General features: G+C 73.9%; 22 protein-coding genes and 1 pseudogene. 9 read left to right on the top strand and 14 right to left on the bottom strand.

All coding sequences use genetic code 11. The annotated features are described in order from the left end of the window. Positions 1 to 29 precede the first annotated feature (29 nt). Positions 30 to 986, top strand: a complete 957-nt coding sequence (locus IEZ08_RS19355) for a helix-turn-helix transcriptional regulator (RefSeq protein WP_068923514.1) — start codon at positions 30 to 32, stop codon at positions 984 to 986. Here IEZ08_RS19355 and IEZ08_RS19350 read toward each other — a convergent pair. The 3 genes from IEZ08_RS19350 to IEZ08_RS19340 all read right to left on the bottom strand — a co-directional run bounded on the left by IEZ08_RS19350 (position 934) and on the right by IEZ08_RS19340 (position 6486). Beyond that, the gene (locus tag IEZ08_RS19350) at positions 934 to 2610 is read right to left on the bottom strand and encodes a PH domain-containing protein (RefSeq protein WP_189242614.1); all 1677 of its coding nucleotides are present in this window, start codon (positions 2608 to 2610) and stop codon (positions 934 to 936) included. The two genes, IEZ08_RS19355 and IEZ08_RS19350, sit on opposite strands and share 53 nt — an antisense overlap. Beyond that, a complete protein-coding gene (locus IEZ08_RS19345) occupies positions 2607 to 3140 on the bottom strand; it encodes a PH domain-containing protein (RefSeq protein WP_229803289.1) in 534 nt (177 codons plus the stop codon). Before IEZ08_RS19345 ends, IEZ08_RS19350 begins: the two co-directional genes overlap by 4 nt. A gap of 193 nt (positions 3141 to 3333) precedes the next feature. Then, positions 3334 to 6486, bottom strand: coding sequence for a S41 family peptidase (locus IEZ08_RS19340; protein ID WP_229803287.1), 3153 nt, complete (start codon positions 6484 to 6486; stop codon positions 3334 to 3336). 521 nt (positions 6487 to 7007) lie between these two features. Between IEZ08_RS19340 and IEZ08_RS19335 the strand changes: the two genes are divergently transcribed. Beyond that, positions 7008 to 7292, top strand: a complete 285-nt coding sequence (locus IEZ08_RS19335; protein ID WP_068923518.1) for a DUF3040 domain-containing protein — start codon at positions 7008 to 7010, stop codon at positions 7290 to 7292. Between the two features lie 100 nt (positions 7293 to 7392). Here the strand turns inward: IEZ08_RS19335 and IEZ08_RS19330 are convergent, their stop codons facing one another. From IEZ08_RS19330 to IEZ08_RS19310, 5 genes are all read right to left on the bottom strand, one after another. Then, entirely contained in the window at positions 7393 to 7944 is a 552-nt protein-coding gene (locus tag IEZ08_RS19330) for a general stress protein (protein WP_203863455.1), read from the bottom strand. Between the two features lie 223 nt (positions 7945 to 8167). Continuing rightward, entirely contained in the window at positions 8168 to 9808 is a 1641-nt protein-coding gene (locus tag IEZ08_RS19325; protein WP_229803285.1) for a penicillin-binding transpeptidase domain-containing protein, read from the bottom strand. Between the two features lie 243 nt (positions 9809 to 10051). Then, the gene (locus IEZ08_RS19320; protein ID WP_084780089.1) at positions 10052 to 10702 is read right to left on the bottom strand and encodes a lysophospholipid acyltransferase family protein; all 651 of its coding nucleotides are present in this window, start codon (positions 10700 to 10702) and stop codon (positions 10052 to 10054) included. A gap of 512 nt (positions 10703 to 11214) precedes the next feature. Continuing rightward, positions 11215 to 14211, bottom strand: a complete 2997-nt coding sequence (locus IEZ08_RS19315) for a poly(A) polymerase (RefSeq protein ID WP_203863456.1) — start codon at positions 14209 to 14211, stop codon at positions 11215 to 11217. Next, positions 14208 to 15986 carry an RNA ligase family protein gene (locus IEZ08_RS19310; protein ID WP_189242612.1) on the bottom strand — a complete coding sequence of 593 codons (1779 nt, stop codon included), beginning with the start codon at positions 15984 to 15986 and terminating at the stop codon, positions 14208 to 14210. The genes IEZ08_RS19315 and IEZ08_RS19310 overlap by 4 nt, the downstream gene beginning before the upstream one ends. Before the next feature lie 256 nt (positions 15987 to 16242). Between IEZ08_RS19310 and IEZ08_RS19305 the strand changes: the two genes are divergently transcribed. The 4 genes and pseudogenes from IEZ08_RS19305 to IEZ08_RS19290 all read left to right on the top strand — a co-directional run bounded on the left by IEZ08_RS19305 (position 16243) and on the right by IEZ08_RS19290 (position 19162). After that, positions 16243 to 16596 carry a YciI family protein gene (locus IEZ08_RS19305; RefSeq protein ID WP_068923521.1) on the top strand — a complete coding sequence of 118 codons (354 nt, stop codon included), beginning with the start codon at positions 16243 to 16245 and terminating at the stop codon, positions 16594 to 16596. Then, positions 16521 to 17429: pseudogene (locus IEZ08_RS19300) on the top strand (RNA polymerase sigma factor); the annotation flags it as partial. The gene IEZ08_RS19305 and the pseudogene IEZ08_RS19300, both read left to right, overlap by 76 nt. Positions 17430 to 17923: 494 nt before the next feature. Further along, on the top strand, positions 17924 to 18517 hold the full coding sequence (locus tag IEZ08_RS19295; protein ID WP_068923523.1) for a helix-turn-helix domain-containing protein: 594 nt from the start codon (positions 17924 to 17926) through the stop codon (positions 18515 to 18517). 90 nt (positions 18518 to 18607) lie between these two features. Beyond that, the gene (locus IEZ08_RS19290) at positions 18608 to 19162 is read left to right on the top strand and encodes a GNAT family N-acetyltransferase (RefSeq protein ID WP_229803284.1); all 555 of its coding nucleotides are present in this window, start codon (positions 18608 to 18610) and stop codon (positions 19160 to 19162) included. 55 nt (positions 19163 to 19217) lie between these two features. Here the strand turns inward: IEZ08_RS19290 and IEZ08_RS19285 are convergent, their stop codons facing one another. The 5 genes from IEZ08_RS19285 to IEZ08_RS19265 all read right to left on the bottom strand — a co-directional run bounded on the left by IEZ08_RS19285 (position 19218) and on the right by IEZ08_RS19265 (position 22741). Continuing rightward, positions 19218 to 19682: a pyridoxamine 5'-phosphate oxidase family protein gene (locus IEZ08_RS19285; protein WP_068923524.1), complete on the bottom strand. Its 465-nt coding sequence runs from the start codon at positions 19680 to 19682 to the stop codon at positions 19218 to 19220. A gap of 119 nt (positions 19683 to 19801) precedes the next feature. After that, positions 19802 to 21058 carry an RNA polymerase sigma factor gene (locus tag IEZ08_RS19280; protein ID WP_189242611.1) on the bottom strand — a complete coding sequence of 419 codons (1257 nt, stop codon included), beginning with the start codon at positions 21056 to 21058 and terminating at the stop codon, positions 19802 to 19804. Between the two features lie 8 nt (positions 21059 to 21066). Beyond that, positions 21067 to 21411, bottom strand: a complete 345-nt coding sequence (locus tag IEZ08_RS19275; protein ID WP_068923526.1) for a YciI family protein — start codon at positions 21409 to 21411, stop codon at positions 21067 to 21069. 6 nt (positions 21412 to 21417) lie between these two features. Beyond that, positions 21418 to 21759, bottom strand: a complete 342-nt coding sequence (locus IEZ08_RS19270; protein WP_068923527.1) for a YciI family protein — start codon at positions 21757 to 21759, stop codon at positions 21418 to 21420. A gap of 136 nt (positions 21760 to 21895) precedes the next feature. Then, complete coding sequence (locus IEZ08_RS19265) at positions 21896 to 22741, bottom strand: NAD(P)H-binding protein (RefSeq protein ID WP_189242610.1); 846 nt, start codon at positions 22739 to 22741, stop codon at positions 21896 to 21898. 77 nt (positions 22742 to 22818) lie between these two features. On the opposite strand from IEZ08_RS19265, the gene IEZ08_RS19260 reads away from it, so the two are divergent. Next, positions 22819 to 23415: a TetR/AcrR family transcriptional regulator gene (locus IEZ08_RS19260; RefSeq protein ID WP_068923529.1), complete on the top strand. Its 597-nt coding sequence runs from the start codon at positions 22819 to 22821 to the stop codon at positions 23413 to 23415. 48 nt (positions 23416 to 23463) lie between these two features. Here the strand turns inward: IEZ08_RS19260 and IEZ08_RS40280 are convergent, their stop codons facing one another. Beyond that, a complete protein-coding gene (locus IEZ08_RS40280) occupies positions 23464 to 24438 on the bottom strand; it encodes a tyrosine-type recombinase/integrase (protein ID WP_068923530.1) in 975 nt (324 codons plus the stop codon). A gap of 166 nt (positions 24439 to 24604) precedes the next feature. Here IEZ08_RS40280 and IEZ08_RS19250 point away from each other — a divergent pair, with 166 nt between their 5' ends. Together IEZ08_RS19250 and IEZ08_RS19245 are read left to right on the top strand one after the other, a co-directional pair. Next, on the top strand, positions 24605 to 25246 hold the full coding sequence (locus IEZ08_RS19250; protein WP_189242609.1) for a LysE family translocator: 642 nt from the start codon (positions 24605 to 24607) through the stop codon (positions 25244 to 25246). Between the two features lie 158 nt (positions 25247 to 25404). Then, positions 25405 to 25767, top strand: a complete 363-nt coding sequence (locus IEZ08_RS19245; protein ID WP_068923531.1) for an STAS domain-containing protein — start codon at positions 25405 to 25407, stop codon at positions 25765 to 25767. Positions 25768 to 25792: the final 25 nt, after the last annotated feature.

Raw genomic sequence — 25792 nt, 5'->3', positions numbered from 1 at the left:
GTTCCGGTCCGGATTTCTCAGGGATTTTCATGACAGTCGTCCGCGTACTCGCATTGCTGGAGTTGCTCCAGGCCAGTCCCGGCCTGACCGGGCCGGAGCTGGCCGAACGGCTGGAGGTCGACGAGCGCACCGTGCGCCGCTACGCGGTGAAGCTGAACGAGCTCGGCGTGCCGGTGGAGGCCGAACGGGGCCGGTACGGCGGCTACCGGCTGCTGCCGGGCTACAAGCTGCCGCCGCTGATGTTCACCGACGACGAGGCGACGGCCGTGCTGCTGGGGCTGCTGGCCGGTCAGCGGACCGGACTGGCGGTGGGGGAGACGGCCACCGGGAGCGCGCTGGCGAAGATCCAGCGCGTGCTGCCGCAGGCGCTGCGCGAGCGGGTCGAGGCGGTCACGCGGACGCTGGAGCACACCCGCGCCCCGGCGGCGGCGAGCACGCCCCGGGCGGGACCGCTGCTGGCGCTGGCCGACGCCGTCCGCAGGCGGCGTACGGTACGGCTGGCCTACCGGTCCTGGAGGGGGGAGCCCTCGGAACGGGACCTGGACCCGTACGGCATCGTCTTCCACTCGGGCCGCTGGTACGTCACCGGGCTCGACCACCGCAGCGGGGAGGTCCGCACCTTCCGGGTGGACCGGGTGGCGGAGGCCGCCCGGACCGGGCGGGCCTTCACCCCGCCGGAGGGCTTCGACGCGGCGGAGCACGTGGCGCGGTCGTTGTCGGCGGTTCCGTACCGTCACGAGGTGCGGGTGCTGCTGGAGACCACGCTGGAGCGGGCGCGCCGCCGGATCCCGGCCGAGACCGCCACGCTGGCCGAGGACCCCGGCGGGGTGCTGCTGACGGCGCGGGCCGAGCGGCTGGACGGGATGGCGCAGATGCTGGCCGGACTGGGCTGGCCCTTCACCGTGCTGGAGCCGGACGGCCTGCGCGCGGAGGTCAGGGCACTGGCCGCCCGGCTGGCGGGGTACGCGGATCCGGGAGACGGGTGAGCCGGGCCCCGGACACGGGCGTTCCCGCCTCGGTCGTTGCGAGGCCGGGGGTTGCGGAGGCAGGCGTCCCGGGAGCGGGCGTTCCGGGCCCGGGCGTGCGGAGGAAGGGGCCGAGCAGATCCGGTACGGCCCGCGCCGCCAGGCCCAGGCCGTCCTCCGTGCCCGCGTCCAGCACGTCGTAGTGGCCGTCGCCCGCCGCCGTCGTCGCCGAGACCGTGATGAGGCCGAGTCTCCGCTGGAAGTACGACTCGCTGACGGTCCAGCCGACGATGCCGCCGCGGTCGAGCGCGACGGTGCGCCGCGCGACCGAACCCGCGCGTGTCACCAGGTGCCGCTCGCCCAGCGCGTGGCCGAGTCCCCGTGCGGCGTCCACCGCCAGCCACAGCGTGAAGGGCAGGGCGAGCACCGGCAGCGTCCACGACCAGGCCCAGGGGGACGGCCAGGACCACGACCAGGCCGCCGCCGCCGTCACCGCCGCCAGGAACGCGGTGGACAGGACCGTCGCCCGCAGCCGCCTGGTCATGGCGGCCCGGGGGTGCGGGCGCAGGCCGGGGCGCGGGTGGGAGGGCGGACCCGGAGCCGGGGAGGAGAGCAGGCCCGGGGTCGCGGCCCCGGTGACCTGCTCCGCCACCCGTCCGGCCGCCTCGCGCGGCATCGGGGGAGTGAGCATGGCGACGTCGTCGGCCTCGTTCTCCTCCTTCTTCCGCAGCCCGGTGGCCACCGCCTTGACCCGCGCGCCGCCGCCGAGCCGGAGCAGGAGGGGTTCGGTGAGCTCCACCCCGCGCAGCCGGCGCTCCTCCAGCGTCAGTGAGCGGGTGGTGAGCAGGCCCCTGCTCAGCCGCAGCCGGCCGGGCTCCCGTTCCAGCCGGTAGCGTCCCCAGGCGGTGGCGAACGTCGCCACCGCGCCGGCCAGCCCGGCCAGGACGTTGACCGCCAGGAGGAGCGGGACCGCGAACCACGGGCGGGTGGTGACCCAGTCCCACAGCTCCGCGGCGGCGCCCGACTCGACCAGGTCGACGCCGAGCGCGTCCAGCGGCTTGTAGGCGATTCCCATGATCAGTACGCCGCCCGCGGCGGTCCACACGGTCAGCGGCGCGAGCCTGAGCCACGACCAGTCCAGCTCGGCGAGGGGGACGTCGCGGGACGGGGCGTCGCCGGGCTCCTCCCCGCTGCCCCGCAGCAGGACGCCGCGCAGTTCCTCGGCCTCTCTCCGGGACAGGGGATCGAGGGTCAGCGTCGTGCGCTCACCGGAGGCGTGCTCGCCCGTGCCGATCTTGACGACTGCCAGGCCGAGTAGGCGCCGTACGGGATCGGCCGTGAGATCGACGCTGCGCACCCTGTCGCGGGGGACGGAACGGTGCGTGCGGAAGGCGATTCCCGAGCGCAGTTCCAGCCGTTCGTCGGTGAGCCGCCAGGCCGTGGTGCGCAGCCGTGCCAGGTCGAAGACCAGCACCCCCGCCACGACGAGCACCGCCGCGCCCGCGATCACGCCGGTGCGGGCCGCAACCGGCCAGTCGCCGGGCAGTGCCCTGATGAGGACGGCCACGACGGGAACCACGATCGTCGTCGACATCACCGCCGAGGCGGCCAGGCTCCGCGGGTGCAGGGACCGCCAGGCCGTCACGTCGCATCACCCGGCGTGGCCTGGGTCATCGCGGTCAGCCGCTCCACCAGCTCGGCGGCCAGCTCGTGGTCCAGCGCCTCGATCTTGATCGCCCCCGCCGCCGAGGCCGTGGTCACCGTCACGTCGGCCAGCCCGAACAGCCGCTTCACCGGCCCCCGCTCGGTGTCGACCGTCTGGATGCGCGACATCGGGGCCACCCGCCAGACGTGGGTGAACCAGCCCGTGCGGGTGTAGACCGCCTCGCCGGTCACCTCCCACCGGTTCAGCCGGTGGTAGGCGCGCGGGGCGGCGACGGCGAGCCCCAGGAGGAGGAGGGCGAAACCGGCGGTCAGGACGCCGAGCCACACCGGACGGGAGGTGAAGACCCAGTAGGCGGCCACGGCCGCGGCCACCACGGGCACGGTCAGGAACAGCAGCTCGATGGTCCACACCGGGACCGCCCGCCGGTCCATCTGCTCGCGCGGCGGGCGCAGCATCGCCGCCGCCCCGGCCCTGGGCCGGTCCCGGCGGGCGTTCGTAACCGTTCTCATGGAGGAACAGCCTGGCAGCCGTGAGGGCCGCGCCGCTTCGTGCGGAGGTCGACGCCGGCACCTACTTTGGTCGCCGTCCCGGTCACGGAAGCCGCCCCGGTCACGGAAGCCGTCCCGGGTACGGAAGCCGCCCCGGACGCCGAGGTCGTCCCGGGTGCGGAAACCGTCCCGGACGGCCGGGATCGTCCGGCGCTCAGCTCGGCGGCAGGGTGGGCACCGAGACGCGGGGCCGGTCGGCGAGGTCGGGTGTGTGCGGCGGATGCGTCGCCAGGCGTTCCAGGGCGACGTCGATCGCCTTCTCCAGCTGGGCGTCGACGCCCCTGGCGTAGTCCTGCGGGGTGATGTCCACCTCGATGTCGGGGTCGGTGCCGTAGTTCTCCACCTTCCAGCCCACGTCGTCGAAGGCGAAGGAGAACTCCGGCTGGGTGGTGACGGTCCCGTCTGCCAGCTGGTGGCGGGGCCAGATCCCGATCACGCCGCCCCAGGTGCGCTTGCCGATCAGCGGGCCCAGGCCCAGCAGCTTGAAGGTGTGGCTGAAGATGTCGCCGTCGGAACCGGCCCACTCGTTGGTGATGGCGACCATCGGGCCGCGGGGCGACTCGCCGGGGTAGGGCTCGGGCGTGCCCCAGCGGGGGAAGTTGTAGCCCAGGCGGCGCCGGGAGAGTTTCTCCAGCAGCAGCGAGGAGACGTGGCCGCCGCCGTTGAAGCGCACGTCGACGACGAGGCCCTCGCGGTCGTACTCAGTCAGGAACCCGCGGTGGAACTCGGCGTAGCCCTCCGGCCCCATGTCGGGGATGTGCAAGTAGCCGATCCGGCCGTCGCTGCGCTCGTGGCAGCGGGCACGGTTGCGGCGCACCCAGTCGCGGTAGCGGCCCGGCCGCTCGTCGGAGATCGCCCGTACGACGACGGTCCGCTTCTCTCCGTCGCGGCCGATGGTGAGCTGGACCTCCTGGTCGGCCTGGTTGACCAGGAGCTCGCCAGGGCTGACGGACGGGCCGACGGGCTGGCCGTTGACGGCCAGGATGGTGTCGCCGGGCCGGACGTCCACCCCGAGCCGGTTGAGCGGCGAGGTGCACTCGGGATCCCAGCGGTCGCCGTCGACGATGTGCCGGATCGTGTAGACGCCGCCCTCGAAGGACAGGTCGGCGCCCAGCTTGCCCTGACGGTAGTGCGGGCGGGCCCGGTAGGCGCCGCCGCTCTCGTAGGCGTGGGAGGTGCCGAGTTCCCCGAGCAGCTCCCACAGCAGGTCGGAGAACTCCCCCCGGGTCGTGACCTTGTCCACCAGGGGCAGGTAGCGCTCGTAGACGCCGTCCCAGTCGATGCCGGCCATGTCCTCGGTCCAGAAGTTCTCCCGCTGCAGCCGCCAGGCCTCGCGGAACATCTGCCGCCACTCGGCTTCCGGGCAGACCGAGACCTTCACCCGGGACAGGTCGATCCAGCCGCTGGAGCGGCTCGGCGCGTCGCCGTCGTCGTCGGGCTCCTCACCCGCCTTGATCACTCGCAGCCGGTTCCCGGACCGGTAGAGCATGGTGCTGCCGTCGCGGCTGAGCCCGAACTCGGAGACGTCGGTGGCCAGGACCTCCTGCTTCTGCTTGGCGAAGTCGTAGGCGTGCAGGGTGCCGTCGGAGAACTCGGCGTACTCGTCGCCGAGGGCGCCCTCGACCGGGAAGGTCAGGTAGATCGCCTTGCCCTTGACGGCGGCGACGGCCTCGTAGCGGCACTCGGGGAGGGGGAAGACGACCAGGCGGTCCTGGATGCCGTCGGTGTCGATGACGAACTCGACCTCCTCGTCCTCCTCGTCGTCGCCGTCGCTCTTGAGCGGGCGGGGCTCGGGGACGAACGGGGAGGCGGCGTCGGCGCGCAGCGCGACGGCGTAGGGGCGCGAGCCGAGCGGGAAGCCCAGGGCGAACTGGAGCTCGTCGTAGACGGGGTTGAAGACGCGCTGGCCGATGAAGTAGAGGTACCTGCCGGCCGGGTCGAAGGCGGGGCAGGTGTCCCAGAGCACGGGGCGGGTGGCGGGGAACGCCTCGCCGGTCTCCACCCGGTACAGCTTGATCGCCATGGTCTGCGCGGTGTCGTGGCAGGCGTAGGCGAGCCAGCGGCCGTCGGGCGACCAGGTGACGTCCTCGACCGCGCCGAACCGGTTGGACTCGATCACCGTCAGAACGGCCGGCTCGGCGCTCAGGTCGACGGTGAGCAGCTGGTTGCGGTGGTTGGTGGCGGCGATCAGGTCGGCCGTGGGAGAGATCTCCAGCGAGGCGATCCGCCCGGTGTCGAGGTGGTCGAGCCGGACGGGCGGGGCGCTGCCGTCGGCGGTGAGCACGGTCAGGACCTCGCGATCGCCGTCGTCGCTGGCCGCGCTGATCAGCCGTTCCCCGTCGTTGAGCCAGGTCAGCAACCGGTAGCGGACGCCGGAGGCGGCGCCGTGCTGGCGGACGGAGCCCTCCCAGGCGGGGAAGGAGAACGCCTTGCCCCGCGTGGTGATCGCCAGACTGCTGCCGTCGGGGCTGAGGGTGGCGCTGTCGAGGAAGTCGGCGGCCGGGACGAACCGGCGGTTGCGCTGGGTGCGGGAGCTGCGCAAGGTGACCTCGACGTGGTGGGACTCGCCGTCCTCGACGAGGTAGAGCTCGCCGCCGGCGTGGTAGACCAGCCTGCGGCCGTCGCCGGACAGGTTGCGGGCGTAGTAGCCGTCATGGTGGGAGTGGCGGCGCAGGTCGGTGCCGTCGGCGGTGCAGGAGTAGACGTTGCCGACGCCCTCGTGGTCGGAGATGAAGTAGACGCGGTCCCCGGCCCAGCAGGGGGAGGCGAGGTTGCCGGGCAGCGCGATCAGCCGCCGGAAGCCGTCCGCTCCGACGCCGATCCACAGGTCGCCGACGGTGCCGCCGCGGTAGCGCTTCCAGCGTGCCGGGTCGGCGGTGTTGCGGCCGAGCACGATCCGCGGGCCGTAGGAGATCGAGTTGGCCGGGCCGTACGGCAGGCGCTCGGGGACGCCGACGTCGTGCGGCAGGACCCGGTGCAGCCATTTGTGGCCGTCGAACGGCTGGCCCTCGTCACTGGCGTAGACGATCGCGCCGTCGGGGTCCCAGCCGGCGACCGTGGACCGGCCCCCGTGGTAGGTGATGCGGCGGGCCGAGCCGCCGTCGGCGGGCATGACGTAGACCTCTTCCGGGCCCTCCTCCCGGCCGGCGAATGCGAGCTGGTCACCGCGCGGAGAGAGCCGGGGGTAGCCCGCCTCGGCGACCCCGGCGGTGAGCCGGAAGGCCCGCCCGCCGGCGGCGGGCACCATCCACAGGTCGTCCTCGGCGGCGAAGACGACCACGTCACCGAAGATCGTTGGGAATCGCACGTAGGCGGACATCGTCTCACTCCGTGATGGGCGGTCCACTCCATGGACGGGCGGGCGTGACGGCGGCCGGCTGACCGTGACGGCGGCCGGCTGGTCGCGACGGTACCCCGGCCGCGGCCGGGGTACCGGTCCGGGGCGCCGCCGGGCGATCACCGGGTGTCGTCACCCGGGGCCGTCACTCTTCGGCGTCGGAACGCCTGGCCTGTTTGGCCTGTTTGGCCTGGCGGGTGGCCTTGATCGCGGCCTTCTTCTGCTTGCCTGAGGCCTTGGCGGGTTTCTTCTTCTCTGTCACGTTTCCCCCGTTGAACGTCGTGTGGCGATGTGCCCGATCGGATACATCGAGGCCGTTAATACCCTTTGCGGACATCAATCACCCGTCGTCCAGAAGACGGCCGGCGGGTGTTTTCGGGGCGGGTGGCGGCCGGGGAAAGAAGAGGTAAATCGCAGCCCTCGGAAAGGATAATGATCTTTACGATTGGGCAGAACGTCGGCACACGCCTTGCGTTCCGGGGAGGTGCGGCATGGCCTGGTCGCAAGACGAGGAGCGAATGCTGCTGCAGATCGAGCGTCACCTCATCGATGAGGATCCGCGGCTGGCCGCGCGGCTGGACTCGTTCAACGAGCGCGCCCGGCGCCGTGAGGACGGCCGCCGCAGGCGGGAGGCCAGGGATCAGGAGCCGCCCTCGCGCAGGCGCCCGCGACGCTCGACGATCATCATCATGATCAGCTGGCTGGTCATCGCGACCCTGATCGCGACGCTGCTCGTCCTGGTCCTGCGGCACGAGGCGGCGGCGTTCCCGCTGTGACGGTCCGCCCGGGGCACGGGAGCCGTGCCTCCTCCGCCGCGCCTCTCCGAAGCGGCGGCGCCACAGCGCAGGAGCGGCCGCGCCCCCCGGAGAGGCCGCGTCACGGAGTCTGACCGCTGAGCCGGCCCCGGCCGGGAGCGTTCGGCGCCTCCAGCAGTTGCGCGACCTGCTCGGCGACGTCGACGTCGGCCAGCACGTCATAGCTGTCGGCCCGGACCCCGGCGACCGGCCCGGAGTCCCGCCGGCCACCGGTGACCGCGTGCCCGGCCAGGCCGAGCAGCGCGCCGACGACCGCGCCGATGAGCGCGCCGAGGACGGCCCCGTACAGGACCAGCAGCGGACCGGAGATCAGCGGGCTGACCCAGCCGAGCACGCCGGACAACCATCCGAACAGCGCACCGGCCACCGCGCCCGGGAGCGCCGACTGCACCGCCGCCCGGCCCGGGGTCAACCGGCCGGTGACGGGCTCGACGCTGTCGAGCCCGCGCCCGACGACGGTGAGGCGCTCGACCGGGAAGCGCTTGTCCGACAGGTAGTCCACCGCGCGCTCGGCACCGGCGTAGCTGTCGTAGGAGCCGACCAGCGTCTGGTCGGAGCCCGTCGCGGGCGACAGCCGGGTTCCACCCGATCGGTATGTGTACGGCCGGCTCATGGTCGCATCCTCCTCGCGCGTGCGGTCGTCCCCGGAGACGACCGCCTTCCCCCGGTGCCGGGAGGTTAACCGTCCGTCGCCGGCGAAACCCGGGGACGGAGGCCGACGCGGCGGAGGAGATCCTCGACGGCCGGCGACGCGGATCACCCCGGAGCGCGCGGGAAGGTGGATCACCCCGGAGCGCGCGGGGAGGCGGATCACCTCCAGGACCGCGGGAGGCGGATCACCCCAGGGCGCGCAGGAAGTCCGCCGCCACCGGGGCGGCGACCGCGCCGCCGCCCTCGCCCTCCTCGACGATCACCGCGAAGGCCAGGTCGTCGCGGTAGCCGATGAACCAGGCGTGGGTCTTCAGGTCGCCGGCCGGGCCGAACTCCGCGGTTCCGGTCTTGCCGCGGGTGCCCCGCGGCAGTCCCGCGTCCTTGGCGGTACCCCTGGTGACCACCGCCGACATCAGCCGGTGCATCGCCTCCGTGACGCCCTCCGGCAGTTCCTGCGGCTGGTTCTTCTGCTCGATGGAGGGGACCAGGGTGGGCGGACGCCAGGTGCCGTCGGCGAACGCGGCGGCGACCGAGGCCATCAGCAGCGGGCTGGCGGTGATCCGCCCCTGGCCGAACGACTCGGCGGCCAGTTCGGCGTCGCTCTCGGCCCGGGGGAAGCTCCCCTTGGCCGCCGGGACGCCGATGTCGAGCGGCTTGTTGAAGCCGAACAGCTCCGCCGTGCGCAGCAGCTCGTCGGCGCCCAGGTGCTCCTTGGTCAGCGGGGCGAAGGTGGTGTTGCAGGAGTGGGCGAAGGAGTCGGTGAAGGTGACCGAGCCGTAGGCCGAGTGGTTGGAGTTGCGGATGGGCAGGCCGCCGACGTTGACGTCCTTGGGACAGGTGACCCGCTCGCCGGGGTCGATCCCGGCCTGCAGCAGCCCGACGGCGGTGATCGCCTTGAAGGTGGAGCCGGGCGGGTAGTTGCCGTCCAGGGCGCGGTTGAAGCCGCCCCTGTTGTTGACCACCGAGAGGATCTCGCCGGTGGAAGGCCTGATCACGACCATCGAGGCGGTCTTGTCCAGGTCGCGGACGGCGCCGACCGCGGCCTGGTGGACCCGCAGGTCCAGAGTGGTCTGGAGCGGCTCGCCCTTCTCGCCCTCGATCTTGCCGACGACCTTGACGGTCTTCTTGTCGGCGCCGGTGATCTGGATCTCGGTGGTGGGCGTCCCGGCCAGCCGTTCCTGGAAGGTCTCCTGCAGGCCGCCGCGCCCGATCGCGTCACCCGCCTTGTAGGAGGGGCCCAGTTTCCTGACGTCCTTGGCGGTGGCCTTGTCCAGGAACCCGACGAGCTGCTGGATCGAGCCGCTCACGTCGGCGCCGTCGATGCGCTCCCCGCCGGCGGCGGTGATCGCCGCCCGCTCCGGCCACTTGGCCTTCAACGCGAAGGAGGAGCCCGCGGCCAGGTCGGGATGGACGGCCTCGGGGGACCAGCGGACCCGCCAGTGCCGGTCGACGACCGCCAGGTCGATGGTCCCGGAGTAGCTCCACTCGCCGACGTTCTTCATCGTCAGTGTGGCGCTGTAGGCGGCCTGGGCGGTGTCGTCGCCGGTCTCCCGTACGGTGCCGAGCCGGACCGCGGTGCCCTCCACGGCCCAGCCCTCGCGCATGGCCTCGTAGGTCCGGTCGAAGGCGGGGTCGGGCGCGCCCAGCTCGGCGCGCATGGCGGCCAGGTCGCCGCGCTGCCAGGCCTGGGCGAAGCGCTGCGCGGTCTCCTGCGGGGTTCCCCGGGTGTGCAGGTACCACCAGGCGCCGCCGCCGGCGGCCCCCGCCACCAGTGCGACGCTCACGGCCGTGATCGCGATCGTTCTGCCGCTCGGCACCCCGTCCACCCCCAGATCGTCCGGTTGCGCGGACGCGTCGCGCGGCCCGCCGCTCCGGCCGTGGCCCGGCCATCGGGGGACCCCGCGGGCGTCCGCCCGAGTTCTGCAGCGTAGGCCAAGATCCACCGGACGCACCAGGGCGCGTCGGACCGGTCACCCGACCCGGCCGGCCCGCCACGCTCCGCGACGGCACCCGGCGGGTCGCCTGCCGTGCGTCGTCCGGCGGGCCACCCGGCACGCGTCGTGCGGGGGTCAGACGCCCTGGGCGCGGCTGGGCGCGTAGCTGGGCACGTACTCCTGGCCGGAGAGCTTCTGGATCGCCACCATGATCTCGTCGGCCACCCGGCGCCGGTCGCGGGCGCTGGTCTCCGAGCCCGTGAAGGTCATCGGCTCGCCGATCCGCACCCCGACGCGGCCCAGTCTCGGCCGCGAGGCGCCGATCGGCAGCACCTTGTCGGTGCCGGACATGGCGACCGGGACCACCGGCGCCTTGGTCGCCAGGGCCAGCCAGGCGACGCCGACCTTGCCGCGGTACAGCCGGCCGTCGGGGGAGCGGGTGCCCTCCGGATAGATGCCGAACAGCCCGCCCTCCGCGAGCACCCGGGCGGCGGCGTCGAGCATGTCCTGGGCGGCGGTGGGACTCTGCCGGTCGATGGGGATCTGCCCGGTGGCCCGCATCCACGCCGCGGTGACGGGGTTGCCGGTGAAGTACTCGGCCTTGGCGACGAAGCGCACCTGGCGGGGGAGGACCAGCGGCAGGAAGGTCGAGTCGAGGACCGACAGGTGGTTGGAGGCCAGGATGGCCGGGCCCGAGGCGGGTACGTGCTCGACACCGGTGGCGTCCGTCGGCCACAGCAGGTGGAGGAAGGGAGCGCTGACGATCTTGGTCAGGCGATAGAGCACGGACTCTCCTCACAGGGCGGGGTCACCACATTAGGCGGTGATCACACGGCCTGCGGGTGTGGGGAATCGACAAGCACGATCCGGGTGTTTGTAGGGCTCCTCCAAAGCCTGGAGGGACCTGCGCGGCGGCCCGGCCGGGGGACGGCGGGCCCCGGAACGGGGACGGCCCCGTCAGCGCGGAGCGCTCACGGGGCCGGAAACGTTTAGGGCCGATGTGGCGGTCGCCTCCTCGGCGAGAGGCACAACACGGCTCCAGCCGAACGGTATTCCGTGAAGGCGGTAATTTGCGGCCCGGGGGACACAAACCACATCGGCACGATGACTCTAACGGACGTTGGGGGGTGCTTATTCCACTTCCCGCGTTGCCGGTGTGGCGGACGGGTCCGCACCGGTCCTTTCCCGTGCGGGATCCGGCGCCCGTTCCGGTGATCCGCACACCGTACGGCCACGCTTCCGCCCGCCGTACGGCACGGGTCCGGCCACCGGCGCGCGGGACGGGAGAGCGGCCGTGATCAGCGCAATGTCGGCACCTCGCCGCCCTCGGCCCACGCGACACCGGCCCCGCGCAGGCCCGCGGCCCACGGAGCGGCGACCGCGGCGAGCCCGGCCGCGTCCGGGGGCGTGCGGCCGAGCCCTATCGCGAACCGCGCCAGATCCGGCCCGATCTCGAACGGCCGGGGCCACGCGTGCGCGTCCGGCACTCCCGCACGCTCCAGGGAGGTGAGCAGCGCGCGCACCCGGCCCCGGACGCGGCCCAGCGTCACGTCGAACTCCTCATCCCGTCCGGCCCGGACGGTGACGACCGCCCACGCCGCGTGCCGGCGATGCATCGGCGGCGGCGACACCAGGGCGGGCCAGGGGTCCCGGCCGCTCCCCGCCGCCGCGTCGAGAGCCTCCCAGCAGGCGTAGAGCTCCTGCGTCAGGAGGTCCCTCCAGCCCGCGCCGACCTGCTCGCTGCAGAGACGGACCGGGGCCGTCGGGGTCAGGATCCGCACGGCCGCGCCGGAACCGCCGTCCGCATCCGGGGAGAGAGCGTCCCGGGAGGGAGAGTCCCGCAGGACATCGTCCGGCCAGAGCCCGGCAGGACGGCTCCAGTCCCATGCGGCCCAGGTGCCGAAGAAGCGCCGCAGCAGCTCGTCGGGGGGCAGGTCCCCGGCCTCCCGCACCGTCCGGGCCGCCAGGACGGTCCAGGCCAGGCCGGGCAGTCCGCCGAACGGGGCCGAGTCCAGTCCCCGCGCCCGCGCCCACGCCTTCACCCGCCGGGCCAGCCCGGTGAAGGCGGTACGGCTCGCACCGGCTGCGGCGAGCACCGCGCCGGCGTCGCTGACCGCGCTCAGCGCGATCGCGGCGGCCTCGCCCAGCTCGGCACGGCGCGGCACCGCCTCGGCGGGGGCGATCTCCCCGGCGGCGACGACGACCAGATCGACGTCCAGCCCCGTGCCGGGGACGCCGCCCGGGGCGGCCCCCGGTTCCCGCCCGGCGAGCCGCAGCCGCAGGCCGGGCACCCGGGCGCCGGTCACGCGGCGCATCATGGTCACCTCCGGCAGCGCCGCCCGCACCCGTGCCCCGACGGCGGCGGGATCCGGCGCCCCCGGCAGCACCGCGACCAGGTCCAGATCCGCGCCGGGCGGCGCACAGCCCAGCCGCCGCGACCCGGTCACATGCACGACCCCCTCGCCCAGCGCGTCCCGCAGCCGTCCCACGACCTCCTGGGCCCGGACCTCGTCCGCCCGCGCCGCACCGTCCACTCCGCCCGTCTCACCGTCCGCCCGCGCCTCGCCCTCCGCCCCGCCCGTCTCCTGGTCCAGCCAGCGCACCTCGCCCGTCCCCAGGGCGACGGCGGCCCGGGGCCGCATGGGTTCCTCCCCCCGGCGTGACAGCAGGACCAGCTCGCCGACGCGCGCGGACAGCGCGCCGAGCCGTACCCCGGCATCGGCGGTGAGCCGTTCGGGGTCCCGCGTCCGGCCCAGGGTCAGGTGCGGGGTGTAGCCCCCGGAACGGCCCCGGCAGCCGGGGAAGCGGCGCTCCAGCGCACCGCGCAGCCCGGCCCACGGCTCCGGACCGGCCGCGGCCGGATCGAGCCAGACGGTGAAGCCGTCCCGGTGCGGGAAGGCCTGGACGCCGTCGAGCCGGGCGGTGAACGGTGCGGTCTCGGCCGCGGCGGCGGCCAGGAGCGGCACCGCCTCCTCGAAGCGGGACTCCGGGACGAACCCGAACATCACGGTGACGTGCGGCGGCCACCTGCGGACCCCGGGGTCGTGCTCCCGGCGGATCTCCTGGATCACCGGCCACAACCCCTCCGGCGGGATCCAGACCACCGCCGTGCGCGCCGTCGGCCGCGCGTCGAGGACGCCGGAGGACCCGTGCCCGTCCCCGGCGAGGTCGGCGGCGAGGTCGGCGGCGAGATCTACGGTGAGGCCGTAGTGGTCGGAGACGAACAGGCCGTCCGGGGTCGCGGGGGAGTCCCCCAGCAGGGCCGCCGTCCCGGCCCGCAGGCCGGTCCCGCGCAGCAGCACCCGGTCGAGCCGGGAGGCGCGCCCGGACAACGAGGAGAGCGCCGCCAGCGGATTGGCCCGCGGGTCGAAGGTGGGCGTCCGGTCACCGGGCCCGTGCACCTCCGTCCAGGCGTCGCGCAGCCCGAGGACCCGGGCGGGCCCGCTCCCGCCGTCGTTGAGGTCGCCCAGCAGGATCACCTCGCCGTCCACGGAGGCCAGCACCTCGGCGAGCCGGGTCAGCTCGGCCTCGCGGCGGGCCGGGCCGTCGTCGGTGTGGTCGCTGGTGAGATGCGTGGCGGCCACCACGACCGGTCCGGCGGCGGACTCGACCGTGACCGCCGTGACGGCCTTGTGCGGGCCGAGGACGTGGTGGCCCGCCTCCCGCACGGGCAGGCGGCTGAGCAGGAGCAGCCCGCTGTCGTCGACGTCGCGGCCCGCCGGGTCGGTGCCCAGCGTGTAGCCGGAGCGCACCCACCGGGCCCGCAGCAGCGCCTCCAGCAGCCCGGTCTCGACCTCCTGCAGAGCGATGACGTCGGCGTCGGCCCGCTCGAGGGCCTCCAGCAGCAGCGGCCTGCGCCGGGCGGTGGAGATGCGGTCGCTGTCGTAGCGGTCCCACAGGGTGTTCCAGGTCAGCACGCGCAGCCGGGCACCGGCCGCCGGCGCCCGCCCGGCCGGTACGGCCTGCGCCGGCCGCCAGCCCGCGACCGGGTCCCAGGCGAACGGCGTGCTCGCGGTGAAGAACGGCGCCCGGAGCCTGCGCGGCTCCCGCACCCGCCCGGCCCGCGTCGCGTCGATGCGGTCCAGACCCGTCGCCCGGTCCCAGACGACCTCGCCGTCCGCCTCGACGAACAGGATCCGGTGCCAGGGGATGTCGCCCCCGGGCACGAAGACCGGCAGCGGCACGCGCTTGGGAGCGGCCCCGCGCACGTTGATCCCCAGGATGAACCGGGCCGGGTCGAAACGCGGGTCCCAGCGGATCCGGTGGTAGATCTCCTCGCTCGTCCGCATGCTCATCCCCCCTCGTCGCCGTCCAGGGTCCCGGCGGTGTCGCGGACGTCCCCCTCCACCCCGATGTACCACGTACGGTGCGCCTCCCCGGGATAGGGCGGGACGAAGCGGCGGAGCTGGGCGGAGAGCACCTCCTCCGGCACCGGGTGGGCCCGGCCGCGGTTGCGCCGGGCCAGGACGTCGCCGGGGACCAGCATGACCGCGTGCGTCGTCAGCGCGTCACGGCGGCGGGCGACCGCGTGCACCAGGGAGCGCTGGTGCCGGTTCAGGGCCGTGGCGTCCCAGACGACGGCCCTGCCCTCCGTCAGGAGAGCGTCGAGCCGGTCCAGGCCCTCGCGCAGGACCGCCTGGTTGGCCCGCTGGTCGGCCCGGGAGCCCCGGGCCTCGCGCAGGTCGTCGAGTGAGATGACGGCGTCGGCGCCCGCCAGGCGCCGGGCGAAGGTGCTCTTCCCGCTGCCCGCCGGTCCCACCGTGACGACCAGCCGGGGGAAGGCGCCGGACCGCCAGCGCCGGGTCAGCGCCAGGGCCCCCTCGGGCGTGGTGATCCGGCTCAGCGCGTAGGCGTCCCTGGCCTCGGCCCAGCACCGGTCCGCCACGTCGGGAGGCTCCCGCAGCGCCCGGCGCAGTCCCGCGCGCAGCGGCTCCAGGGGGGCCTCGCCGAACAGCCCGGCCTCTTCGGCGTGCAGCTCGGACCAGGCGACCTGCTCGCGTGCCTGGGCGGCCCCGGCGTCGTCACGCCCGGTCAGGACGGCGGCGGCGACCGCGTGCAGGACACCCAGGTCGGCCGCTGCCGCCAGCCGTACCAGGCCGGTCCTGCGCGCCTCGTCGGGGAAGGGGAGGTGCAGGCGGGCGTGGAGCCCGGCGAGGTCGGCGATCCGCCGGGCCAGGGGCACGCCGAGCGGGGCCGCCAGCCGGGGCGCCAGCCACGCCCGGTGCGCCGTGTGGAACAGGGCCGCCAGCACGCCGGCCAGCCGGGCGTCCCCGGAACGTTCCAGGAGGTCGAGCCGGGCGGAGACGTCGGCCGCGACCGCCTCGGCATGCTCGGCGGCCGGAGCGCCCCCTGGCATCGCCGCCGTGGCCGGGTCGTCCGCGGACATCCCGGTCGCGGCCAGCAGCGATGGCACGTCCGCCGCTCCCCCGGAGCGGACCTCCCACAGGACGGCGGCCGGGCCCAGGCCGTTCTCGACGACGGGCGCGAGCATCCAGTGCTCGTCCGTCCGCACATGCCCCGGGCGCACCCACTTGGCCACCCGGCCGGGGAACTCCTCCCGGTCGAAGCCCTCGACGGTGCGCACGACGTACCCCTCCTGCCGCGCCGTGTCCAGGCGCAGGGCGCGCAGCGCCCGCTCGTCGAAGACGCCGCGCCACAACACCGGCGGGACCGGGACGCCCAGCCGCCGGGCGAAGCGCACGGTCCGGTCCCAGTCCAGGCAGTGGCTCCCGTCCCAGACGGAGAAGGCGTAGAACCAGCTGTCCAGGTCCCGGTACCCGATGGAGTGCCGGGCGTAGAGGTTCTCCCCGCACACCCGCCGGCCCGGCGGGATGGACCGGGCGATCCTGCCGTGCAGGGCCTTGATCCAGGCGCGGGACGGGTGGTGCGCCGAGTCGGGGGAGCGGGCGTGCAGGCCGTCCGGGTACAGGGTCGTGTTCTCCCCGTCGAGCTTCTCGGTGACGACGACCTCCCGGCCCGCCAGCCCCGCCAGGCTGCCGGCGCGCACGTCGTCCGGGGCCGCTCCGGGGGACCAGGGCAGGTGGGGGGTGCGAGGGTAGTGCACTCGCATATCTGCTCCCGGTGACGATGCGGCGTTGCGGTGACTGTAGGGGGAGGCGGGCGGACGGATCCATCGAATATCCACTGGGCGGACCCGGGTGGCACGGCGCGGCGCCGGTGGAAAATTTTCCGGGACGCGCTCGTGTCTCCTGTCGATTCGGGCCGGAGCCGTTCGTGTAGAGGGTGAGAGACCGAAGACGGCGCCGGCCGCACCGGCGGATCGGGAGACCGTACGGCCGCGCGCCGACGTTCAGGAAGGGACCGAGATGAAGCAGTATCTGCTCAACATCTACCAGCCCGACGGAGGGACGCCTCCGCCCGATTTCCTGGAGAGGGTGATGCGCGACCTCGACGCCCTGAACCAGGAGATCAAGGCCGCGGGCGCGTGGGTCTTCGCCGGTGGGCTGCACCCGCCGAGCACGGCCACCGTGGTGCGTGCCCGGGACGGTGAGACGCTCATGACCGACGGCCCGTACACCGAGGGCAAGGAGCACATCGGCGGGTTCACGGTCATCAAGGCGCCGGATCTCGACGCCGCGCTCGAATGGGGCCGCAGGCTCAGCGAGGTGACCACCCTCCCGATCGAGGTCCGGCCGTTCCACGACGAGGCCGAGGGCTGATCATCGGTATGCCGGTCCTTCCCGCCTCGGAGATCGAGGACGTGTTCCGCCGCGAATACGCCCGCGCGGTGGCCGTTCTCGTCCGCCGCTTCGGTGACATCGACATCGCCGAGGAGGCGATCCAGGACGCGTTCACCGAGGCCGTACGGCGGTGGCCGTCCGACGGGCCGCCGCCCAGCCCGGCGGGGTGGATCATCACCACCGCCCGCAACCGGGCGATCGACCGCCTGCGCCGGGAGGCGTCCCGGGAGGACCGGCATGCCCAGGCGGCCCTGCTGCACGCCCATGACGAACCACCCGAGGAGGGTCCCGTGCGCGACGACCGCCTCCGCCTGATCTTCACCTGCTGCCACCCCGCGCTCGCCGTCGGCGCCCGGGTCGCCCTGACGCTGCGGCTCCTGGGCGGGCTCACCACCGCCGAGATCGCGCGGGCGTTCCTGGTGCCCGAGGCGACCATGGCACAGCGGCTGGTCCGGGCCAAGGGGAAGATCCGCGACGCGCGCATCCCCTACCGGGTCCCGGCCGAGGCCGACCTCCCGGACCGGCTCCGGGCGGTGCTGGCCGTGATCTACCTGATCTTCAACGAGGGGTACACGGCCAGTTCGGGGGAGTCGCTCGCCCGCGACGACCTCTGCGCCGAGGCCGTGCGCCTCGGGCGGCTCCTGGCCGAGCTCATGCCCGACGAACCGGAGGTCATGGGCCTGCTCGCCCTCATGCTGCTCATCGAGTCGCGCCGGGCCGCCCGTACCACCCCGGACGGTGACCTCGTGCTCCTGGCCGACCAGGACCGGGGCCTGTGGGACCGTGACCTCATCGCCGAGGGCCAGGCCATCGTCCGGCGGTGCCTGCGGCGCGGCCGGCCGGGGCCGTACCAGATCCAGGCGGCGATCAACGCCGTGCACAGCGACGCGCCGTCCGCGGCCGCCACGGACTGGGAGCAGATCGTGCGGCTGTACGACCAGTTGCTCTCCTGCAGCCCGACTCCGGTCGTCGCCCTCAACCGCGCGGTCGCGGTGGCCGAGACCCGGGGAGCGGAGGCGGCGCTCGCCCTGGTCGACGGCCTCGACCTCGACGGCTACCACTCGTTCCACGCCGTCCGGGCCGAGCTTCTCCGGCGCCTGGGCCGCGTCGGAGAGGCGGCGGTCGCCTACGAGGCGGCGATGGCCCGTACCGGGAACGCGGCCGAGCGCGACTTCCTGGAGCGCAGGCGCCGGGCCCTGCCCCGCTGAACGCGTGGCGCGACCGGCGCCGGGCCGGTCTCCGTCATGCCGGTCAGGTCTCCGACATGAAGGGAAGATGACCCGATTTATGAGATATTTTCTCATATATGGGAAACGTTGAGGACTCCACGACTCCGGCCCCGGGGGACGACGTGGAGGCCCGGCTGGCCGCACGCCTGGCGGAGCTGAGGGCGGAGCGGGGCTGGCCGCTGGAGGAGCTGGCACGGCGGTCGGAGATCAGCCGATCGACGTTGTCGCGGCTGGAACGCGGTGAGATCAGCCCGACCGCGGCGCTGCTGGGCAGGTTGTGCGTGGTCTACGGGCGCACGATGTCGCGGCTGCTGGCCGAGGTGGAGCCGGAGCCGCCGCAGGTGGTGCGGGCCGGAACGCAGACGGTGTGGCGGGACGAGGCGTCGGGTTTCGAGCGCAGGTCGGTCTCCCCGCCCCACCCGGGCCTGCGGGGCGAGGTCGTGGAGGGAAACCTCCGCCCGGGTGCGGACATCGCCTACGACGGGCCGCCGGTCCCGGGGCTGGAACAGCACATCTGGGTGCTGGAGGGGGCGGTGGAGATCACCGCCGACGGCCGCGCGCACGAGCTGGCGGCCGGGGACTGCCTGCGCTTCCGGCTGTGGGGCCGCTCGCGGTTCCGCTGCCTGGGTTCCGGCCCGGCGCGCTACGTGCTGCTGGTCGTCCTGCCGTGAGCGGCTCCCCCACCGGCTTCCCGCCCCGAGCGGCTCCCCCCTGCGCCGCCGCGCCGCCTTCACCCGCCCCACCCGGAAAGGATCCCCTCCGTGAGCAGCACCTCCATCGGCACCGTCGACCGCCTGTCCGCCGGTGAGTTCTCCGGCAGCGTCGGGGAGCTCGCCGCGCTCCTGGCCGACACCGTGGCCGACGGCGCCTCGCTGGGCTTCGTGAGCCCCTTCGACCAGGAGGCGGCGGCCGCCTGGTGGCGGACCCGCGCTCCGGCGGTGGCCGACGGGAGCCTCGCCGTCTGGGTCTGCCGCGACGCCGGCGGCATCAACGCCACCGTCAGCCTGGCCCTGACCGGCAAGCCCAACGGACGGCACCGCGCCGAGATCGTCAAGTTGATGGTCCACCCCGGCGCGCGCGGCAGGGGGCTGGCCCGCGCCCTGCTGGCCACCGCCGAGGCGGCCGCCGCAGCGGCCGGGATCACCCTCCTGATCCTGGACACCGAGACCGCCAGCGCCGCGGAGCACCTCTATCTCGCCGAGGGCTGGACCCGCTACGGGATCGTCCCCGCCTACGCCGCCTCGCCGGACGGCTCCCTGAAGGACTGCAGTTTCTTCTACAAGGAGCTCACCTCAGGACCGGGCGCCCCCGCATGAGGCGGTCCGCCGCGGACCCGTTCCCACCGGGGACGGGTCCGCGGCGGGGCGGGGATCACTTGCGCCGGACGACCTCCACCGGCCGGCCGGGGCGCCAGAACCGGATGACGAGCTCGTCGCCCTCGACGGAGGTGAGCACGACCTCGCGGAGGTCGAGGCGGAAGGCGTGGGAGCCGTCCGGGGGCTGCGCCTCGGTGGTGTGCCCGGCATCGTCCCCGGGGCCGCTCACCTCGATCGCGACCCCGGAGACCTTGGCGTCCCCGCCCTGCTTCGGATCGGGGTTCGGGTGGGCGTGGATCGCGCACCGGCCGTCGCGCCGGAGGTCCAGCGCCTTGACCGCGCCCGCCATCGAGCCGAACATCAGGTCCGGTCCCTGGAACGCGACCTCGCTCCCGCTCACGCGGGGTGAACCGTCCTTGCGCAACGTCGCCAGGACGTGGCTCTCCGCCGCCTCGAACCGGGCCCGCACCGCGGAGGCGAGGTCTCCGGCCTCGCTCTCGAACTGCTGCCATGTCACCATGCCCGCAGTATGACGACCGGGGCCGACAATCGAAGGCCCCGCAGTGACGACGGCGCAGGTGACGCGTTCCGGGGTGCCGGCCCAGCGCGGTGGCCGGGCGCTCACCGGTGGGTCGTCCCTCACCGGATGGACAGATCCGCCCGGCGGGACAGCAGGAACGCCCGCTCCGGGTCGGTGCCGACGACCTCCAGCGCCCGCTCGTAGGCGTCCAGGGCCTCCCGTTCCCGGCCCAGGCGGCGCAGGAACTCCGCGCGGGTGGCGTGGAGCAGGTGATGGCGGCCCAGCATGCGGTCCAGCCCGTCGAGGAGCTTCAGCCCGTCCCCGGGCCCGGAGGCCTCGGCGACCGCCACGGCACGGTTGAGCCGGACCACCGCGGAGCCGGTGATCTGCTCCAGCTCGCCGTAGAGGCGGGCGATGGCGGGCCAGTCGGTGTCCTCCGCGCGTACGGCGGCCGCGTGCTCGGCGGCGATCGCGGCCTGCAGCAGGTAGGGGCCGGGGAAAGGATCCCCGCCGGAGGCTCCTCCTGATTCCGTCTGCCCCGATCCCGCTCCTCTCGGATCTGCCCGCTCCGAGACCGCCGCCAGCAGCGACAGCGCCTCGTGGATCTCCTCCCGGTGCCAGCGGGAGCGATCCTGGTCGGGCAGGCGGATCAGCTCGCCCGAGGGGCCGAGCCGGGCGTCGCGCCGGGCGTGGTGGCACAACATCAGTGCCAGCAGCCCGTCCACCTCGGGGTCGGCGGGCAGCAGCTCGCGGAGCATCCGGCCCAGCGCGACCGCCTCGGCGGCGAGGTCGGCGCGGATGAGCCGGTCCCCTCCCGTCGCCGCGTACCCCTCCGTGAAGATCAGGTAGACCGTCGCCAGCACCCCGTCGCGGCGCTCGGCCAGCTCCGGCCCGGCCGGGACGCGGTAGGGGATGCCCGCCTGGGCGATCTTCTTCTTGGCGCGGGTGATCCTGGCGGCCATGGTGGCCTCGGGCACCAGGAACATCCGGGCGATCTCGCGTGTGGTCAGGCCGCCCACGCAGCGCAGCGTGAGGGCCACCCGGGCGTCCATGGACAGGGCCGGGTGGCAGCACGTGAAGATCAGCCGGAGCCGCTCGTCGGGGATGACGGAGGGCGGCTCCGGGTCGTCGACGATCAGCAGCGGCAGCTTCCTGGCCGCGAGGGCGCCGCGCCGGAGCCGGTCCAGCGCACGCCGGCGCGCCGTGGTGAGCAGCCAGGCGGGCGGGTTGCCGGGCACCGGGGGCCAGGCCGAGACGGCCGCGGCGAAGGCGTCCTGCAGGGCCTCCTCGGCCAGGTCCAGATCGCGGACCTCGGCGGTGAGGAGGGCGAGCAGGCGTGCCCAGTGCTCCCGGTACGCCTGCTCGACCGCTGTCATGCTCGCACTCACCCTTGGTATTCGACCACGGGACGGATCTCCACGATCTCCTCGGGACAGGCCGTGGCGAACTCGATCGCCTCGTCCAGGTCCCTGGCCTCCACGAGGTAGAAACCGCCCAGGTGCTCGACGGTCTCGGCGTAGGGGCCGTCGGTGCGCAGCGTCCCGCCCGCGCCCTCGCGCAGGGTGACGGCGGCGGAGGAGAAGTCGAGCGCCTCGCCGCCGAGGTAGGCCCCGCGCTCGGTGAGCATCTCGGTGAACCGGCCGTGCGCGGCGTAGGCCTCCTTGATCTGCTCCTCGGTGGCGGAGGCCCCGGCCTTCTCGTTGCCGTACAGCAGCAGTGCGTATTTCACGGTTCCCTACCCCTGATCCGGAACGGGACGGATCTCCACGATCTCCGACGGGCACGCCTCGGCGAACTCGATCGCCTCGTCCATGCTCGCGGCCTCGATCGTGACGTATCCCCCGATCTGTTCGACCGCCTCCGCGTAGGGGCCGTCGGTGACGACCGCCTTGCCGCCGGTCTTCCTGACCGTGGTGGCGGTGCCGGACGGGGCCAGCTCGTTGCCGCCCCGGCCCGCGTCCCTGGCCGTCAGCAGTTCCTCGAAGCGGCCCCACCGGGCGTAGATCTCCTCCCGCTCGGCCGGCCCGGCCTCCGCCCAGGGCTTCTCGTCCCCGACGGCCAGCAGCACGTATCTCATGGAATCTCCCTTCGATGTCCGGGTCTGTGTCCCGCGCCTCTATGACGTACGGCCCCCGCCGGAATCGACAAGGGAGAGAAGAAATTTTCCGTGATCGGCCGGACGGCCGGAACGGGCGGGCCGATCACGGATCGGCTCAGCGGAAGGCGGCGGCGTTGCGCCGGGCCCAGTCGGTGAAGGGACGGGGCGCGCGGCCGAGGACGCGTTCGACGTCGGGGCTGACGCGCCGTTCGGCGGCGGTGGGCTCGCCGAGGATGGACAGGGTGGTCTCCACCACGGGTCCGGGCATGAACCGCAGCATCTGCGCGCGGGCCTCGTCGCGGGTCTGCTCGGCGAACCGGACCGGCTCGCCGATGGCGTCGCCGATCGCCTCGGCCTGCTGCCGGGGCGTGACGGGGGCGGGGCCGGTCAGCTCGTAGACCTGCCCGGCGTGGCCGTCCTCGCGCAACGCCGCCGCGGCGACCCCGGCGATGTCGGCCGGGTCGATGACCGGCAGGCCGACGTCGCCGAACGGCGCGGCGACGGTCCGCGCCGTGCGGACCGACTCGGCCCAGGCGTAGGCGTTGGAGGCGAACCCGCCGGGCCGCAGGATCGTCCAGTCCATGCCCGACTGCCGGACGGCGTCCTCGATGGACCGCATGAGGACTCCGTGGGAGGCCGACTGCGGCCGGGTCGCGACGCCCTGGGAGGACAGCAGCACCACCCGCCGGACTCCGCCGGTCCTGGCGACGTCGAGGATGTCCTGCGGGCTGAGCGAGTGCGCGCTGGGCCCGCCGTTCTGCAGGAACAGCGCGTCGGCGCCGTCCAGAAGGGGGCGCAGGCTCTCGGCGTCGGCCAGGTCCGCCCGCAGGTGCCGGACGCCCTCCGGCACGTCCGTCTCCGAGATCGCCCGGGACGTCGCCGTCACCGGCTCACCGGTCGCCGCCAGCGCCTGCACGAGCGAACGCCCGACGTTGCCGGTCGCGCCTGTCACCACGATCATGTCAATCTCCTAAGTAAGTTGACTAACTAAGTAAGACCCTAGCATGCGGCCCAGGACGGTTGTCTATAGTCAGTCGGGTGACTGACTCAGCGGCATCCCGGGGACGGAGCACCGACAAGCGGCGGCGGCTGACGGCCGCGGCCGCCCGCGTCCTGCACGAGCAGGGGGTGGAGCGCACCACCATCGCCGACATCGCCAGAGCCGCCGACGTGCCCGTCGGGAACGTCTACTACTACTTCAAGACCAAGGACGACCTGGTCCAGGCCGCCCTGGCCGAGCACACCGGCCACCTGGCCGAGCTCACCGGCCGCCTCGACCGGCTCCCCGACCCCCGCGAGCGCCTCAAGGCCCTGGTCGCCGCCTGGATCGAGCAGCGCGATGTGGCCGCCCGCTACGGCTGCCCCACCGGCACCCTCGCCGTCGAGCTCGACAAACGCGCCGACGGCACCCTCGACCAGGAGGCAGGCCGGGCCATCCGGCAGCTGCTGGACTGGGCCGGAGCCCAGTTCCGTGAGCTGGGCCTGCCCGATTCCGACGACCTCGCCCTCACCCTCGTCGCCGGCTACCAGGGCATGTCCCTGCTGGCCAACGCCCTGCGCGACCCCGACGTCATGACCCGCCAAGGCGCCCGCCTGACCCGCTGGCTGGACTCCCTGACCCCGGAGGGCGGCTGAAGGCCGGCCTCCGGCGCCGAGGCGGGCGTGTTCACAAGGCGGGCGTTCTCACAGTGGCCGGGACGCCGGCAGGGTGATCCGGTCGACGGCCTCGCGGCGGCGCCGTTCGGGGCGCCGGTCGTAGCGGGCCGTGGTGGCGGGGGAGGAGTGGCCGACGAGGGCCTGGGCGGTGGCCAGGTCCACGCCCGCGTCGAGCAGCTCGCCGATGAAGGTCCGCCGGAAGTCGTGGGGGGTGCGCGGCATGGCCCCGGCCTGGGCCAGCCGCCGGGTGAGGATGTCGGCGACGGCCTGCCCGGTCATCGGGGCGGGCCCGCCCCCGCGCATCCGCAGGAACCCGTGCTTGTTGATGGGGCAGAACAGGGCTCCGGCGGGCCGGCCCCGTACCGCCAGCCACCGCTCCATCCGCCCGACGGCCTGGGCGGTGAGATAGACCATGCGTTCCTTGTCACGCTTTCCGCGCACCCGCAGTGAGCGTGCCCCGGGGTCGTAGTCGGCCAGCGTCAGCCCGGCGATCTCGGCGCGACGGCAGCCGGTGGAGTAGAGCACCGCGAGCAGCGCGGCGTCGCGGACTCCGGCGGGGGAGTCGTCGCCGTCGCACGCGGCCAGGGCCGCGCCCACGACCTCCGCGGGGACGTGCTGGCCGGTGGGCAGCCGGGTGTGGTCGAGAGTCGGCAGGTCGGCGGCGCGCTGGTAGTCCTCGGCGGTCATCTGGCCGAGCCGCCAGGCCTCGCGCAGCACCCGGCGCAGCGCGACGAGGTGCTTGTTGACGTAGGCGGGGGACCAGCCGCGCTCGATCATGAGGGCGCGCAGGCGCACGGTGTGCTCGTAGCGCAGCAGGTGCCAGGGCCGGCCCGCGCCGGAGGAGGCCTCTCCGCCGGAGACGAGGGCGGCCAGGCGGTCCAGGCAGCCGCGCATGGTGCGGCGGGACTCGGCGCTGGTGAGGGAGTCGAGGTACACCCGGTAGGGGTCGCGCGCCGGCTCGATGGCGGGATCGGGCGACTCGGGTACGGCGGGCAGGCTCACCCGCCCGATCTTATCCCGCGATGTTAATCTACATTGTAAAGGCAGGAGATTTTTTGGATCCACTCATCGCTCCGACCGCAGCGAGAGGAAGACGGGCCCGCGGTTAAGGGCCACTACCGGGAATTGGCCGTTTTCGGGGGACCGAAGGGTTGATCACGATGTGTTCATGGTGTCTGTCAGTGCGGTTCTCGGGATCACGGTGGTCGCCCTGGGCATGGTTCTCACCCCGGGCCCGAACATGATCTATCTGGTGTCGCGGTCGGTGACGCAGGGGCGGGCGGCGGGGCTGATCTCCCTGGCCGGTGTCGGCACGGCCTTCCTGGTGTACGTGGTGGCGGCCGCGGCGGGGATCGCGACGGTCTTCGCGGTGGTTCCTGCGGCCTACACGGCGCTCAAGCTCGCCGGTGCGGCCTACCTGCTGTGGCTGGCGTGGCAGGCGGTGCGGCCCGGTGGGCGGGCGGTGTTCGCGCCGGGACGGCTGCCGGTGGACCGGCCGCGCAGGCTTTTCGCCATGGGGCTGATGACCAGCCTGCTCAACCCCAAGATCGCGATTCTGTACGTGTCGCTGCTCCCGCAGTTCGTCGATCCCGCGCGGGGTGACGTCGCCCTGCAGAGCGTGCTGCTGGGGATGACCCAGGTGGTGATCGCGGTGATGGTCAACGGGATGATCGTGCTGGCCGCGGGGTCGGTGGCGGCGTTCTTCTCCGGGCGGCCGCTGTGGGCGCGCGTGCAGCGGTACGTGATGGGCACCGTGCTGGGCGGGCTGGCGGTGCGGGTGGCGACGGACCGTTCGCCGACTGGGGGGTGAGCGCGGGGGTGATGACAAGGGAATGACTCCCACTGGTGGATGGATCGTGACACCCTGGAGGCGGTGAGCAGGGCTCGGGGTTCGCCGGCGGGAGGGGTGCCGGCGGGGTCTCTGCCGCCGCTGCGTGGCTGGATCCGAGGGAGGCCGGAGGTGTCCCGGTGACCGTTGCCGTCGAGCTCGCCGTCGTCCCCGAGGGGGCACTGGAGCGGGTGGCCGTACTGGCGCTGGCGGGGGAGCTGGATTACACCAATGCCGAGCAGTTGCGTCAGGACATCGTCGAGGCGTTACCGGCCGACGGTCGCGACCTCATCGTGGACCTGACCCATCTGAGCTTCTGCGACTCCACGGGGATCAGGGTCTTCCTGGGACTGCGCACGCTGGTGGGCGAGCGGGGCGGGGTGGTGGCCCTGGCCGGCATGCAGCCGCGCCTGATCAGGATTTTCCGTACGACGGGGCTGATGCACTTCTTCAGGGTGGTGCCCACGGTGCCGGACGCGGTCGACTTTCTCCGGTCGCGATAGCCGTGGGGCCCCGGCAGGAGGGATC

The sequence above is a fragment of the Planobispora rosea genome (assembly GCF_014648175.1).
Taxonomy (GTDB): domain Bacteria; phylum Actinomycetota; class Actinomycetes; order Streptosporangiales; family Streptosporangiaceae; genus Planobispora; species Planobispora rosea.
Note: the sequence above shows the minus strand (reverse complement) of the source record. Positions and strands in the feature narration are given on the sequence as shown.